At 71.4% G+C, this 13,349-nt stretch carries 19 protein-coding genes; 12 read left to right on the top strand and 7 right to left on the bottom strand.

Annotation, left to right across the window (positions count from 1 at the left end; all coding sequences use genetic code 11):
• Positions 1-189: 189 nt before the first annotated feature.
• The gene (locus tag VSH64_RS00510) at positions 190-765 is read left to right on the top strand and encodes a TetR/AcrR family transcriptional regulator (protein WP_326569572.1); all 576 of its coding nucleotides are present in this window, start codon (positions 190-192) and stop codon (positions 763-765) included.
• A gap of 664 nt (positions 766-1,429) precedes the next feature.
• On the opposite strand, the gene VSH64_RS00515 is transcribed toward VSH64_RS00510, so the two are convergent.
• The gene (locus tag VSH64_RS00515; protein WP_326569573.1) at positions 1,430-1,975 is read right to left on the bottom strand and encodes an RNA 2'-phosphotransferase; all 546 of its coding nucleotides are present in this window, start codon (positions 1,973-1,975) and stop codon (positions 1,430-1,432) included.
• 47 nt (positions 1,976-2,022) lie between these two features.
• Positions 2,023-2,484, bottom strand: a complete 462-nt coding sequence (gene soxR, locus VSH64_RS00520) for a redox-sensitive transcriptional activator SoxR (RefSeq protein ID WP_326569574.1) — start codon at positions 2,482-2,484, stop codon at positions 2,023-2,025.
• 53 nt (positions 2,485-2,537) lie between these two features.
• Between soxR and VSH64_RS00525 the strand changes: the two genes are divergently transcribed.
• Both VSH64_RS00525 and VSH64_RS00530 read left to right on the top strand, forming a co-directional pair.
• Positions 2,538-3,215 carry a thiamine pyrophosphate-dependent enzyme gene (locus VSH64_RS00525; RefSeq protein WP_326569575.1) on the top strand — a complete coding sequence of 226 codons (678 nt, stop codon included), beginning with the start codon at positions 2,538-2,540 and terminating at the stop codon, positions 3,213-3,215.
• A 5-nt stretch (positions 3,216-3,220) separates the two neighbouring features.
• Positions 3,221-4,117: a transketolase family protein gene (locus VSH64_RS00530; RefSeq protein WP_326569576.1), complete on the top strand. Its 897-nt coding sequence runs from the start codon at positions 3,221-3,223 to the stop codon at positions 4,115-4,117.
• 57 nt (positions 4,118-4,174) lie between these two features.
• Here the strand turns inward: VSH64_RS00530 and VSH64_RS00535 are convergent, their stop codons facing one another.
• Together VSH64_RS00535 and VSH64_RS00540 are read right to left on the bottom strand one after the other, a co-directional pair.
• Complete coding sequence (locus VSH64_RS00535) at positions 4,175-5,347, bottom strand: acyl-CoA dehydrogenase family protein (protein ID WP_326569577.1); 1,173 nt, start codon at positions 5,345-5,347, stop codon at positions 4,175-4,177.
• 44 nt (positions 5,348-5,391) lie between these two features.
• Positions 5,392-5,586, bottom strand: a complete 195-nt coding sequence (locus VSH64_RS00540) for a hypothetical protein (RefSeq protein ID WP_326569578.1) — start codon at positions 5,584-5,586, stop codon at positions 5,392-5,394.
• Positions 5,587-5,726: 140 nt separating this feature from the next.
• Between VSH64_RS00540 and VSH64_RS00545 the strand changes: the two genes are divergently transcribed.
• The 4 genes from VSH64_RS00545 to VSH64_RS00560 all read left to right on the top strand — a co-directional run bounded on the left by VSH64_RS00545 (position 5,727) and on the right by VSH64_RS00560 (position 8,469).
• Complete coding sequence (locus VSH64_RS00545; protein WP_326569579.1) at positions 5,727-6,611, top strand: hypothetical protein; 885 nt, start codon at positions 5,727-5,729, stop codon at positions 6,609-6,611.
• Positions 6,612-6,653: 42 nt separating this feature from the next.
• Positions 6,654-7,274, top strand: a complete 621-nt coding sequence (gene hisH / locus VSH64_RS00550; protein WP_326837862.1) for an imidazole glycerol phosphate synthase subunit HisH — start codon at positions 6,654-6,656, stop codon at positions 7,272-7,274.
• Between the two features lie 34 nt (positions 7,275-7,308).
• A complete protein-coding gene (gene priA / locus VSH64_RS00555; RefSeq protein ID WP_326569580.1) occupies positions 7,309-8,040 on the top strand; it encodes a bifunctional 1-(5-phosphoribosyl)-5-((5-phosphoribosylamino)methylideneamino)imidazole-4-carboxamide isomerase/phosphoribosylanthranilate isomerase PriA in 732 nt (243 codons plus the stop codon).
• A gap of 87 nt (positions 8,041-8,127) precedes the next feature.
• The gene (locus tag VSH64_RS00560; protein WP_326569581.1) at positions 8,128-8,469 is read left to right on the top strand and encodes a DUF1330 domain-containing protein; all 342 of its coding nucleotides are present in this window, start codon (positions 8,128-8,130) and stop codon (positions 8,467-8,469) included.
• A gap of 10 nt (positions 8,470-8,479) precedes the next feature.
• Here the strand turns inward: VSH64_RS00560 and VSH64_RS00565 are convergent, their stop codons facing one another.
• From VSH64_RS00565 to VSH64_RS00575, 3 genes are read right to left on the bottom strand one after another with little or no spacing between them, the layout of a single operon-like run.
• A complete protein-coding gene (locus VSH64_RS00565; protein ID WP_326569582.1) occupies positions 8,480-8,866 on the bottom strand; it encodes a PPOX class F420-dependent oxidoreductase in 387 nt (128 codons plus the stop codon).
• Between the two features lie 19 nt (positions 8,867-8,885).
• Positions 8,886-9,815: a hypothetical protein gene (locus VSH64_RS00570; protein WP_326569583.1), complete on the bottom strand. Its 930-nt coding sequence runs from the start codon at positions 9,813-9,815 to the stop codon at positions 8,886-8,888.
• Positions 9,812-10,378, bottom strand: a complete 567-nt coding sequence (locus VSH64_RS00575) for an RNA polymerase sigma factor (protein ID WP_326569584.1) — start codon at positions 10,376-10,378, stop codon at positions 9,812-9,814. Before VSH64_RS00575 ends, VSH64_RS00570 begins: the two co-directional genes overlap by 4 nt.
• 80 nt (positions 10,379-10,458) lie before the next feature.
• Between VSH64_RS00575 and hisF the strand changes: the two genes are divergently transcribed.
• The 5 genes from hisF to VSH64_RS00600 all read left to right on the top strand — a co-directional run bounded on the left by hisF (position 10,459) and on the right by VSH64_RS00600 (position 13,343).
• Positions 10,459-11,232, top strand: a complete 774-nt coding sequence (hisF, locus tag VSH64_RS00580) for an imidazole glycerol phosphate synthase subunit HisF (RefSeq protein ID WP_326569585.1) — start codon at positions 10,459-10,461, stop codon at positions 11,230-11,232.
• Entirely contained in the window at positions 11,229-11,594 is a 366-nt protein-coding gene (gene hisI, locus VSH64_RS00585; protein ID WP_326569586.1) for a phosphoribosyl-AMP cyclohydrolase, read from the top strand. Before hisF ends, hisI begins: the two co-directional genes overlap by 4 nt.
• Positions 11,591-11,953: a DUF1304 domain-containing protein gene (locus tag VSH64_RS00590; protein WP_326569587.1), complete on the top strand. Its 363-nt coding sequence runs from the start codon at positions 11,591-11,593 to the stop codon at positions 11,951-11,953. The genes hisI and VSH64_RS00590 overlap by 4 nt, the downstream gene beginning before the upstream one ends.
• 95 nt (positions 11,954-12,048) lie before the next feature.
• Positions 12,049-12,606 carry a DUF3592 domain-containing protein gene (locus VSH64_RS00595; protein WP_326569588.1) on the top strand — a complete coding sequence of 186 codons (558 nt, stop codon included), beginning with the start codon at positions 12,049-12,051 and terminating at the stop codon, positions 12,604-12,606.
• Complete coding sequence (locus VSH64_RS00600) at positions 12,603-13,343, top strand: DUF3592 domain-containing protein (protein WP_326569589.1); 741 nt, start codon at positions 12,603-12,605, stop codon at positions 13,341-13,343. Before VSH64_RS00595 ends, VSH64_RS00600 begins: the two co-directional genes overlap by 4 nt.
• Positions 13,344-13,349 lie beyond the last annotated feature (6 nt).

The following is a 13,349-nucleotide window of genomic DNA, read 5'->3' on the forward strand; positions in this document are numbered from 1 at the left end:
CCCGAATAGGGCCTTCGTCACACGAACCAGTGACACCGAAGCTAGCCGATCGGCAAGGAGGCTGCCAAGCCGGTCGGCAAGTATGTGACTAGCCGCACGGCTAGGAGTTTGCTTGTCGATCGGCAAGTATCTCGGTTTGCCGATCGACTAGCTGTCACGTACGCTTCCTGGGCTTGACGAGGAGGAACGATGACTACCGCCGCCCCGGCAGAAGACACTCGGACGCGGCTGCTCGGCACCGCTCTGCGGCTGTTCGCCGAACACGGCGTGGAGGGCACCTCGCTGCAGATGATCGCCGACGCGCTCGGGGTCACCAAGGCGGCCGTGTACTACCACTTCAAGACGAAGGCGGAGATCACCGAAGCCGTCGCGGCGCCCGCCATCCGCGAGCTCGACCACATCGTGTCGGAGGCCGCGAAGCAACGCCGCCGCGGCACCCAGGTCGACTACCTGCTCGACGGTTTCGTCGACCTCGTCGTGCGCCACCGCGTACTCGTCGCCCTGTTCTCCAGCGACCCCGGCATCAACCGCGCGATCGAAAACTCGACCCGCGGTATGGAGGGCTTCAAAAACGCCCTCATCGACATCCTCGCCGGCCCCGAACCCGACACCTCGTCCCGCGTGGCCGCCCTCGTGACCCTCACCGGCCTCGCCATGACCGGTGGCTCGCCGGACATCGCCCAGCTCGACGACGAAACCCTCCGCCACGAACTCGTCGACGCGGGCCGCCGGCTGCTGGGCCGCCCTCGCCGGCACCACGACTGAGGTCCGGTTCTTCGGAGCCGGGTCGTCTCGGTCATTTCGCCGACGAGAGCCGGCTGACATCGGCACACGCGGTGCCGCGCGGTTGAACCTGTCGTGGGCGGCTGATTTCTGGATCGGGCACCGGTTTGTCGGCTGCACCAGCTTGGCGCCGCCCAGGCGCGCGCCCGTCGGGTCGTCTCCACGACGACGATGAGCAAAGTGGCCAGGTGGCTGTGCGGTCGAAACCGCCGCTTCGAGAGCCGGCTTGCGGGCGGCCGCCGCTCGAAAGCGGCAATCGGCAGCACGGGTCGCCGGCGCGCGAGCGCTTGGGCCGGCGGTGGCCATGCGCCTGTGTCGTCGAATCCGCCACTGGTGAAGTCGGCTTTAGGGCGGTCGGCAGGGCAGATCGCGGCGGGCAGCAGTGCGGGTTGTCGGTTTGCCGGCGGTCGGGCGGGCGTTGGCCGTGTAGCTGTGTCGTGGAAGCCGCTGCCGCCCCGCAGTGGGTTGTCGGTGCGCGAGCGACCGCTCGCGGTCAAGCCCGTTCGTCGGGCCCTCGGCACTGCGGTCGCATCCGCTCGGCGCTGCGCCGGAACCGGCATGAGGCAGCGGGCACTCGGGATACCGGCAACATCAACGGCGCGAAAGAAACCGCACCGGACTCGGCCCGCGGGACCCAGCGGGCGGCTTAGTTCTCCGTCAAATACTCCGCCGGCACCGCGGCCGTCAGCCACACCCCGTTGTCACTGCGTTCGAAAGAAAAGCCCGCCGCCGCCATGTCCCCAGCGGCCACCCGCAACACCACCGGCCGCCCATGCCGGGCCCCGACGGCCAGCGCCGTCGACACCGCGGCCGACAAATGCACCGCATGCCGCCGCATCGGCCGCAGCCCCTCGCGGTAGATCGCGGCGAGGAAGCGGGTCGCCGTCCCGTGGTAAAGCGCCGGAGGCGGCGCAAGAGGCGTCAAGCCGAGCGAAACCTCGACGCTGTGCCCCTGGTTCGCCCGGATCCGTTCCCCCGAAGCGTCGAACGCGAACCGCTGCTTGTCGCTGCTCGCCACCACCTCGGCCAGCTCCGCACGCGAAACCCTCAAGCCGTGAGCGCTCAACGCGGTCAGCAACTCCGTCACGCCCACCCAGCCGGCCGCGTCCAGCACGAGCCCGATCGACTCCGGTTCGTGGCGCAGGTGGCGGGACAGCCGCTTCGAGACGCGGACCTTCTGTTTCTCATCCATAACGCGGACAAGTGACCCACACGCGGAACTCCGGAGGCAACCGGAATTCAGATCCCGCCCTCGGAAATCGGGCGCAGTTTGCTCGCGCCGGGGCCGAAGCGGGCCAGTTCGTCGTCGGCGTTGTACAGGCTGCAGCTGCGCAGTGACAAACACCCACAGCCGACGCACCCGGTGAGGCGGTCGCGCAGGCGCTGGAGGGCGTCGATGCGGGCGTCGAGTTCGTGTTGCCACTCGCGGGAGAGGCGGGCCCAGTCGGCTTTCGTGGGGGCGTGCTCGGCGGGCAGGGTGGCCAGCGCGCCGCTGATGTCCTCCAGGGAGAGCCCCACGCGTTGCGCCGCGCGGATGAAGGCGATGCGCCGCAGCACGGAGCGCGGGTAGCGGCGCTGGTTGCCCGCCGAGCGCTCGGAGGAGATGAGGCCCTTGTCCTCGTAGAACCGCAGCGCGGTGTGCGGCACGCCGCTGCGTTCGGCGACCTGCCCGATGCTCAAGTGCTCCGCCAACCTCGTCATTGGTCCAGGTTAGCGCTTGACCTTGAGCTTGGTCGAGGTTGCACCGTGGAGAGATGACCGCTACCGCAACCGATCTGCCCCGCCTGATCGCCCTGATGACCGGCGACGACAAACACCAGGCCGCCGCGGAGTCCACAGTGGACGTGCTCTGGGTGCTCTACGACCGCGTCCTCGACATCACGCCGGAGAACTTCCACGACCCCGGCCGCGACCGGTTCCTGCTGTCGAAGGGCCACGGCCCCATGGCCTACTACGCGATCCTCGCCGCGAAGGGCTTCCTCGACGAGGACGAGCTCGCCGGCTGGGCCGGTGCCCGCTCGCGCCTGGGCCACCACCCCGACCGCAAACGCGCGCCCGGCGTCGAGATCTCCAGCGGTTCCCTGGGCCACGGCCTGCCGCTCGCCCTCGGCACCGCGCTCGGGCTCCGCGCGCGGGGCCACACGAGCAAGGTGGTCACCCTCGTCGGCGACGCGGAGCTCGACGAGGGCTCCAACTCCGAAGCCATCGTGGTCGCCGCGCGCCTCGGCCTCGGGAACCTCACCACCGTGGTCGTGGACAACCAGTCGTCCACGCACGGCTGGCCCGGCGGCATCGCGCGCCGCTTCGAGGTCGAGGGCTGGGCCACGCGCACGGTCTCCGGCCGCGACCACGAAGCGCTCTACGAAGCCTTCACCACCGCACACCCGGATCGGCCGCTCGCCGTGGTCGCCGTCGTCGAACCGAAGGGCTGACCAGCATGAACATGCGCGAAACCTTCCTCGCCACCACCGAGGAGATCGTGGACAACGACCCGGACGTCGCCGTCGTCCTCGCCGACATCTCCGCCGCCCAGCTCGCCGGCGCGGCCCGGCGCCATCCCGACCGGGTGATCAACGTCGGCATCCGCGAGCAGCTCCTCGTGAGCACCGGCGCGGGCCTCGCGCTCGCCGGCCTGCGCCCGATCGTCCACACGTTCTCGGCGTTCCTCGTGGAGCGCGCGTTCGAGCAGATCAAGCTCGACCTCGTGCACCAGGACGTCGGCGCGGTGCTCGTGTCCTACGGCGCCTCCTACGACATGCCCGCCGAAGGCCGCACGCACCAGTCGCCCGGCGACGTCGCGCTGATCGACTCGCTGCCCTGCTGGTACGTCCACGTGCCCGGCCATCCCGACGAGGCCCGCCGCCTCCTGCTCGACTCCGTGCCCGGCGACAGCCGCGTGTACGTGCGGCTCTCGGCCGACCAGAACGCCGAGCCGCACCTCGGTGTCGGCTGGCAGCGGATCCGCACCGGCGGCAACGGGGTCGTGCTCGCGGTCGGTCCGATGCTCGACCGCGTGCTCGCCGCAACCGAAGGCCTCGACGTGACCGTGCTCTACGCGTCGACCATCCGCCCCTTCGACGCCGCCGGCCTGCGCGCCGCGATCACCGACGCGACCGACGCCGCCGACGTGGTGCTCGTGGAGCCCTACCTCACCGGCACTTCCGCGTACCACGTGAGCGACGCGCTCCGGCACCTCCCACACCGGCTGCTGTCCCTCGGCACGCTGCGCGACTCGGAGGTGCGCACCTACGGCACCCGCGCCGACCACGACCTCGCCCACGGCCTCGACACGGGCTCGATCGCCTTGTCCCTCAAAGACTTCCTGCGCCCCTGAAACGAGCGAAGCCCGCCGGCACTGGGGGTGCCGGCGGGCTTCGTCACTTCCGAGAACTCAGCGGAACGCCGCGATCCCCGTGACCGACTGCCCCAGCGACAGCGCGTGCATCTCCTCGGTGCCCTCGTAGGTCAGCACCGTCTCCAGGTTCGCCATGTGCCGCATCACCGGGTACTCCAGCGAAATCCCGTTGGCGCCGAGCATCGAGCGCGCGGTGCGCGCGACGTCGAGCGCCGAGCGCACGTTGGCCAGCTTGCCGAAGCTCACGTGGTTGTGGTGCAGCGAACCGGCGTCCTTGAGCCGGCCGATCTGCAGCGCGACCAGACCCGAGCGGTTCACCTCCACCAGCAGGTCGGCCAGCTTGCGCTGCGTGAGCTGGAAGCTCGCCAGCGGCTTGCCGAACTGCTCGCGCGTGAGCGTGTAGTCCAGCGCGGTTTCGTAGCACGCGCGGGCGGCGCCGACGACGCCGTAGAGGATGCCGTAGCGCGCCTCGTTGAGGCACGAGAGCGGGCCGCGCAGGCCGCGCACCTCCGGGAACGCCGCGGATTCCGGCAGCCGCACGCCGTCGAGCACGAGTTCGGCCGTGAGCGAAGCGCGCAGCGAAAGCTTGTGCTTCACCTCGTTGGCGGTGAAGCCCGGCGTCGAAGTCGGCACCACGAACCCGCGCACGCCCTCGTCGGTCTGCGCCCACACCACGGCCACGTCGGCGACGGTTCCGTTGGTGATCCACATCTTCGTGCCGTCGAGCACCCAGTCGGAGCCGTCGCGCACCGCGCGGGTGCGCATGCTGCCGGGGTCACTGCCGGCGTCGGGTTCGGTGAGGCCGAAGCAGCCCAGCGCCTCGCCGGCGGCCATCTTCGGCAGCCATTCCTCACGGTGTTCCTCGCTGCCCCAGCGGTGGATCGCGAACATCGCGAGCGAGCCCTGCACCGACACGAAGCTGCGCAGACCCGAGTCCACGGCTTCCAGTTCGCGGCACGCCACGCCGTAGGCCACCGCGCTCGTGCCGGCGCAGCCGTAGCCCTCGAGGTGCATGCCCAGCAGGCCGAGCTGCCCGAAGCTCTTGGCGAGGTCACGCGCGGGCAGCGAGCCCGACTCGTACCACTCGGCCACGTGGTCGTGGAGCTGGTCGCGCGCCAGGTCGCGGACCGAGTCCCGGATGGCCCGTTCCTCTTCGGCGAGACCCGCGTCCAGATCGAGGAAGTCGTGGGGGTCCGGGTTCGTGCTCATGGGCAGCTCCTACTGGCTCGCGTCGACGCGGTGCCAGCAGGAAATCACAGATGACGCCCGTACCACCTCGTGGGATTCATCACGTTCTCGTTGCGAGCGTCACGAGAACGACATGAATCGACCTCGTCACGCGAGGGCTGCGGCGGGATCAGGAGGGGGGTGAACTGCGGAAACGGCACGCTGTCGATGTCTTCGCGCCACGCTTCGAACATCTGGCAGAGGAGGTCCGACTCGGACATGTCTGCCTCTTCCGGGGTCCGGGGGCGCCGGCGGCGCCTCAGCCGAACGAGTGAATACCCCGCCGGGCCTCCGGTGAAACGGGGTCGCGTGCAAAGATTCGCGAGCCGCCGCCAAGGTCACGTTCGCGAAGGAGCGAACCATGCGTCTTTCGGCGTCGGCGGCGAAAGCCCTCGTCCTCACCTCCGCGGCCCTCCTGGGCTGCGCTTCCCTCGCCTCCGCGAGTCCCGCCGCATCGCTGGGTGGCTGGCACCGGACCGGCAAGGTCTCGGTCGCCAATTCCGTGAGTGGCGAAGGCATCACCACCCTGCGTCTGCCGGGCCAGGCCCCGCAGACGGTGTACCGCAACGGCGCCACCATCCCGCAGCCGCTCAAGGACGAGGGCTGGGGCCACGTCGGTGACCCCGACTCCCTGCGCGGCTACACCTTCGACGTCTACCAGGACACCGTCACGAACCCGCCGACGAAGAAGATGTACCTCGTCACCAAGCCCTCGGGCGAGACCACGGAGTTCGTGCACCCGCTGGCCACCGACGAGCCCGCGCCCAACGCCAACGCCCAGGTCGCGGTGAGCCCCGACGGCCAGTGGCTCGTGTCGGGCGCGCTCGGCGACGCGACGGAGCTGTTCGTGTCGCCCACGCCGTTCCTCAACCGCCACGCCCCGCGCGTGGCCGGCGACCTGCCGCTCGCCGCGCGCATCCACCTCGACCACACCGTGCGCGCGGCCCAGGGCTGCGACTTCGTGTCGGCCACGCGCCTGCTGTGCGCCACGTCGGACTCCAACAACGACCTCTACGCCACGAGCTACCAGCTCCTGCAGGTCGACCTGCCCCACGCGCTCACCGGCCACGACGTGAAGGCGCACGTGAAGGAGCTCGGCCAGCTGCCGCTGTCGAGCACCTGCGCCGGCGCCTTCACCCCGGAAGGCGTCGACTACGACGCGCCCAGCGCCACCCTGCGCGTGGAGGTCGTGCCGCCGGCGCCGTGCAACACCGTGACGGACGTCTACTCCTTCCGCCGCGGCTGACGGAAGCTCCCACCCCGGGACTAGGCTGAACGCGTGTCTCGTGTGGTGATCCTCGACTACGGTTCCGGCAACCTCCGCTCCGCCGAACGCGCCGTCGCGCGCGCCGGTGCCGAAGTGGAGGTCACCGCCGATCCGCAAGCCGCGCTCGAGGCCGACGGGCTGGTCGTGCCCGGGGTGGGAGCCTTCTCCGCCTGCATGGCGGGGCTGCTCGACGTGCACGGGCACCGCATCATCGGCAAGCGCCTCGCCGGCGGCCGCCCGGTGCTCGGCATCTGCGTGGGCATGCAGATCCTCTTCAGCCGCGGCGTCGAGCACGGCGAGGAGACCGACGGCACGGGGGAGTGGCCCGGCACCGTCGAGCGCCTGCACGCCGACGTGCTGCCCCACATGGGCTGGAACACCGTGCGCGCGCCCGAGGACTCGCAATTGTTCGCCGGGATCAACCCGGAGGAGCGCTTCTACTTCGTGCACTCCTACGCGGCCCGTGAGTGGGAGCTCGACTCCGGCCTGGCCGGGCAGCAGCCCAAGGTGACCTGGGCCAACCACGGCGAGGACTTCGTGGCCGCGGTGGAGAACGGGCCGCTGTGGGCCACGCAGTTCCACCCCGAGAAGTCGGGCGACGCGGGCGCGAAGCTGCTGCGCAACTGGCTGGACACCCTGTAGCGGCGACGCTGACCGGCGCCTTTAGGCTGGCGCCGTGACTTTCACGCTGTTTCCCGCAGTTGACGTGGCCGAGGGCCAGGCCGTCCGGCTCGTCCAGGGCGAGGCCGGTACCGAGACCTCCTACGGCAGCCCGCTCGACGCCGCGCTCGCCTGGCAGCGCGACGGCGCCGAGTGGATCCACCTGGTCGACCTCGACGCGGCCTTCGGCAAGGGCTCGAACCGTGAGCTGCTGGCCGAGGTGATCGGCCGGCTCGACGTGCAGGTGGAGCTCTCCGGCGGCATCCGCGACGACGCCTCGCTGGAAGCGGCGCTGGCCACCGGCGCGCGGCGCGTGAACCTCGGCACCGCGGCGCTGGAGGACCCGTCGTGGACGGCGAAGGTCGTGACCACCTACGGCGACCGCGTGGCCATCGGGCTCGACGTGCGGATCACCGAGGCCGGCCACCGCGTCAAGGGGCGTGGCTGGGTCTCCGACGGCGGTGACCTGTGGGAGGTGCTCGACCGCCTCGACCGCGACGGCGCGGCCCGCTACGTGGTCACCGACGTGAGCAAGGACGGCACGCTGAAGGGCCCGAACATCGAGCTGCTGCGCGAAGTCGCGGCGCGCACCGACGCGCCGGTGATCGCGTCGGGCGGGGTGTCCAGTGTGGACGATCTGCGGGCGCTCGCGGGCCTGGCCTGCGACGGCATCGAGGGCGCCATCGTGGGCAAGGCGCTCTACGCCGGGGCGTTCACGCTGCCGGAGGCCCTGGCTGCGGTCCGCTAGGCATTACGTCGCGGGTAATCGACGAAGTTACGTCCGCTCGGCAGGATCGGTTCTCGACAGGGGACCGATCCAGCCGAGGAGCCGGACATGACCGCGTACGCCATCGCCCACCTTCGCCAGCCCGGCGTCATCCACCCCGAGGTCGGGGAGTACCTGCGCCGCATTCAGTCCACTTTGGACCCCTTCGGCGGCCGGTTCCTGGTGCACGGAGCGCAGGCGCAGGTCCTCGAAGGAGTGTGGCCCGGGCCGATCGTGGTGGTCGGGTTCCCGGATCTGGACGCGGCGAGACGCTGGTACGACTCGCCGTCCTACCGCGAGATCCTGCCGCTGCGCACCGACCACCTCGTGGGTGATGTGGTGCTGATCGAGGGCGTGGGACCGGAGCACGATTCGGCGAAGCTGGCCGACGACCTGTTCGGCGAAGGATGAGCGACGGCCGTCAGCGTTCGTCGAGCTTCACGGCGATCCCGATCGTGCGCTGCGGCCCGCCGCGGAGCTTGCTGAAGAACATCGACACGCGCCCCACCACGGGGTAGTGGCGCCCGATCGCCTTGCGCACGCGGTCGGTCTCGGTGTCCTCGAGCAGCCGCGCGGTTCCGGCGACCACGGCGCCGTGGGTGCGCCCGCGCACATCGCTGGCCTGCACCTCGACGCGGCCGCTGTTGCGCAGCCGTTTGACCTTGCCGGCCTTGCGCTCGGAGATCATCAGCAGCTCGTCGCCGTCGAGGCCGAACCAGATGGTGGTGGGCACGGCGCGCCCGTCGCGGCGGAACGTGGTGAGGACGACGTACTTCTCACCGGCGAGACGCTGCAGCTGCGTGGGCATGTGTCCACAGTAGCCGCGATCAGGACCCGAGCCAGCCGTAGTCGGGCGCCGGGTCGAGCACCACGGCGTTGGCCACGGCGAGCAGCTGCGCGCGCGGCACCGGGCCCTGCACGGTGAGCCAACGCCCCGACGCCAGCCGCACCGTGACCAGGTCGGCCGCGGCGGCGCCGGGGATCCCGCGGACGGTGGCCGGCACCGAACCGCCGAGGCCGGGCGAGGCCGCGCCGAGCGTGGCCCGCACCGGGCCGGCTTCCAGCGTCGTGGTGGCGTCGGCGGGCGTGGTGCCGCTCACGGCCGTGGCGGTTTCGCGCAGGCCGGACGGCAGCGAGCCGAACCGCGCCTCGCCGCGGATCCGGGTGGGCTCGGCGGCGGTCACGTCGTTCGCGATCTGCCGTGCGACGGTCCGCGCCGACGGCACGGCGTCGACCTGGGCCCGCAGCACGTGGGTGTCGTCGGGCGACCAGGTGAGCACGGCGGAGGTGGCGGAACCGGTGAGCATCGCGACCCGTCCGTGCACCAGGATCTGGTCTTGCGGCGCGGAGATGCGCAGCGCCGTGGCCGACCACTCGGGGTCCTTCGTGGAGAAGGCCGACAGCTCGATGCGGCTGGGCCCGGCGAACCAGCGCCGCACCTGCGGCGCCAGGCCCGGGCCGGCCGAGCGGTACTGCTCGGTGAACCCGTCGGGCAGCCAGGTCGGCGTGTAGCCCAGCACCGGTTCGCTCGCGGCGGGCGCCACGCGCGTGGGCCACGTGGCCACCAGCGACACCCCGATCGTGGCCACCACCACGGCGGCGGCCACCGCGGCCAGCGCCAGCCGTGGCCGGCGCCGGCGTGACTGGCGGGCGCGGGCGAGGGCGTTGCGCACCTCGTGGCCGTCGGGCGCGCGGTCGGCGAGCCGCTCGAAGCTGTCGCGCAGCAGCGTCTCGGTGTCGAGGTCGGGCTGGCTCATTCTCCGGCTCCGGTGCTCAGGGCGGTGGGCAAGGCGGCCAACGGGCTTCGGCCTGGTGCGGCTCCGGCCCGCAGCGTGGCCAGCGCGCGCGAGATCTGGCTGCGCACGGTGGAGGTGGCGCACCGCAGCACGGCGCCGATCTCCTCGTCGGTGTAGTTCTCGTAGTAGCGCAGCACCAGCGCCGCCCGCTGCTTGCGCGGCAGGGTCGCGAGGCGGGCCAGCATCTCGTCGCGCTCGTCGTAGGCCACGGCGTGGTCGGCTTCGGGCGGGCCGATCGCGTCGAGCACCTCGTGGCTGGAGGGGACCACGCGCCGGACCGCGCGGCGCCGCCACGACAGGTACTCGTTGGTCACCATCCGGCGCACGTACGTGGGCGGCGATTCGATCTTCGACCAGCGCTCCTGGGCCCGCAGCAGCACGTCCTGCACGATGTCCTGCGCCAGGTGCGGATCGTCGGTGAGGACGGTCGCGTAGCGCAGGAGCCCGTCGAGGCGTTCTGCCACGAACTCGTCGAAGCTGGTGATCACCTCCTTGAGACGCGCGAGCACCCCGTTCTGATGCATCGCGGGCCCGACTTTTTCCCGGCCGCCCACGCCGTGACCGGGCGGGCGGAGCGTCGCGGGTGGCCGACTAGGCTGGTGGCATGGCTGTGGCGGTGAGGGTGATCCCGTGTCTGGACGTCGACGCGGGCCGCGTGGTGAAGGGCGTCAACTTCGCCGATCTCCGGGACGCGGGCGACCCCGTGGAGCTGGCCCATCGCTACGACGCCGAAGGCGCCGACGAGCTGACCTTCCTCGACGTCACGGCTTCCTCCGGTGACCGCGAGACCACCTTCGACGTGGTCCGCCGCACCGCCGAGCAGGTCTTCATCCCGCTCACCGTGGGCGGTGGTGTGCGCTCCACCGACGACGTGAACCGCCTGCTGCGCACGGGCGCGGACAAGGTGAGCATCAACACGGCCGCCATCGCGCGCCCGGAGCTGCTGCGCGAGGCTTCGCGCCGGTTCGGGGCGCAGTGCATCGTGCTGTCGGTCGACGCGCGGCGCGTGCCCGAGGGCGGCGAGCCCACGGCGTCGGGCTTCGAGGTGACCACCCACGGCGGACGCCGCGGCACCGGCATCGACGCGGTCGAGTGGGCCGCGCGCGGCGAGGAGCTGGGCGTGGGTGAGATCCTGCTCAACTCGATGGACGCCGACGGCACCAAGTCCGGCTTCGACCTGTCGCTGATCGAGATGGTGCGCCGCGCGGTGCGCGTGCCGGTGATCGCGAGCGGCGGCGCGGGCGCCGTCGACCACTTCCTGCCGGCCGTGTCCGCCGGCGCCGACGCGGTGCTGGCGGCCAGCGTGTTCCACTTCGGACAGCTGAAGATCGGCGACGTGAAGGGCGCGCTGCGCGAAGGCGGGGTCACCGTCCGATGAGTCTCGACGCGGACCTGGCCGAGCGCCTCAAGCGCAACGCCGACGGCCTGATCGCGGCCGTCGTGGTGGAGCACTCCACCTCCGACGTGCTGATGATGGCCTGGATGAACGACGAGGCCCTCGAGTCCACGCTCACCACCCGGCGGGCCACCTACTGGTCGCGCAGCCGCCAGGAGTTGTGGGTGAAGGGCGAGACCTCCGGGCACGTGCAGCACGTCCGCGAGGTGCGGATCGACTGCGACGGTGACACAGTGCTCCTGCGCGTGGACCAGACCGGCCCGGCCTGCCACACGGGCACCCACACCTGTTTCGACTCCGAAGAGCGCCTGCTCCTCGCCGACGAGAGTGAGAACACCCCGTGACGGTTGTCGCGAACGTGCTGGTGGGGCTGGTCGCCCTCATCCACGTCTACATCGTGGTGCTCGAAATGTTCCTCTGGACCACCCCGCGCGCCCGCGCGGCGTTCGGCACCACCGAGTCCTTCGCCGAGGAGAGCAAGGCGCTCGCGGCGAACCAGGGGCTGTACAACGGTTTCCTCGCCGCGGCCCTCATCTGGGGCCTCATCGCGACCGACCCGACCGGGTTCCAGTTCAAGCTCTACGGCCTCGCCTGCGTGATCGTCGCCGGCCTGTACGGCGCCGCGACGGCGTCGAAGCGGATCCTGCTGGTGCAGGTGCTGCCGGGCGTGCTCGCGCTGGTGTTCGTGCTGCTGGCGCGCTGAGCCCTTCTTGACCACGCCCGAGGCGGCCGTTCGGTTGCCTCCGGCGGGGGGTGCCGTGCGTCGCAGGATTTTCGCTGGTCGAGGACGGTCAGCCGATGAACCGCGCGAGAGCCCGCCTCGGCGCCGACGAGCAGGCCTGGAACCGCGTGCTGCGCAAGCGCTCGTGGCGATCCGTCACCGCCACCGTCCTGTGGTTGCTCGTGCTCGCCTCGGCGGTGCTGGGCATGATCACCGCGGACGCGTCGGCGGACACCTTGCTCGTCAGCGGGATGCGCGCGGTCGGCCGGGTGGCCGAGGTGACGGACCCGCGCCGCGGCACGCCGACCATGACCGTGGACTACCAGGTCGGCGTCACGCCGCGGCGGGCCGTGGTCAACCGGGACTCCGGGGTGGCGTACCAGGTCGGGGATCTCGTCTGGGTGTATTACGACCCGATCGATCCCCAGCGCGTGCGCACTGCCGAAGAACGCAACCACAGCGACGCCCTGAAGTGGGGCCTGATCTGCCCGGCTCTCGTGGCCCTGGTCTTCGGTCCGTGGAGCGCGCCCCTACCCGATCCTCGTCCGCCCGACGTGAACTCCGGGAAACGGCCCGAGGTCCGGCAAGAATTGCCGTCGCAGCCCCGGAACCCCGGCTCTACGCTGGCCCGGTGAAGCACGAGACCACCGAGGCCGACACCGCCGAGTGCGATCAGGTGGTGCGCGTCCGCCTCCGCCGGGTCACGGTGATCGCGGCCGTGTTCCTGGTCGCGCTCGTGGCCTCGGGCTTCGGCGCGGTGCGGATCTTCACCGGGCTCGACGACCTGGCGGCCCACGGCGCGCTGGCGACCGGCACGGTCACCGCCGTGCACGTGAGCCGGCGCGGGCCGAACTCGTTCGAGGTGGCGTACTCCGCGAACGGCGCCCCCGAAGAGTCTTCCTTCGGCGCCGACGACGCCGGCAAGTACTCCGTGGGCCAGGTCGTGAGCGTGCGCTACGACCCGGCCGATCCGGCGCACGCGACGGTCGACGGCAGCACACCCGTGTTCGGCCGCGAGGGCTTGATCGCGCTCGCGGTGTTCGTGTGCCTGGTCGTGGCGGTCTGGTCCGCGCTGGTGAGCCTGGCCTGGCTCCGCCGACGCCGGGCCGCGCTCGAAACGGGCTGGCACTGGGCCGAAGCCGCCGAGGCACCGCGCCGTCGCGAGCCCATCCTGACCTTCCTCGACGCCGGCAGCGGCATCAAGGCGAAGCGCACGCGGTACCTGCGCGCCGGCCGGTTCGCGAGCGCGCCCCGGCCACCCACGGCGGGCCGGCTGGCCGGCGACGGGAAGCGGGTCACCCTCGTGGTGCCGCCCGCGAAGGAAGGCGCCCGGCCGTCGGTCTACCGCCTGCGTGGCGCGGAAAAGCCCTGAGCCGGA

The sequence above is a fragment of the Amycolatopsis rhabdoformis genome (assembly GCF_035918295.1).
GTDB lineage: Bacteria > Actinomycetota > Actinomycetes > Mycobacteriales > Pseudonocardiaceae > Amycolatopsis > Amycolatopsis rhabdoformis.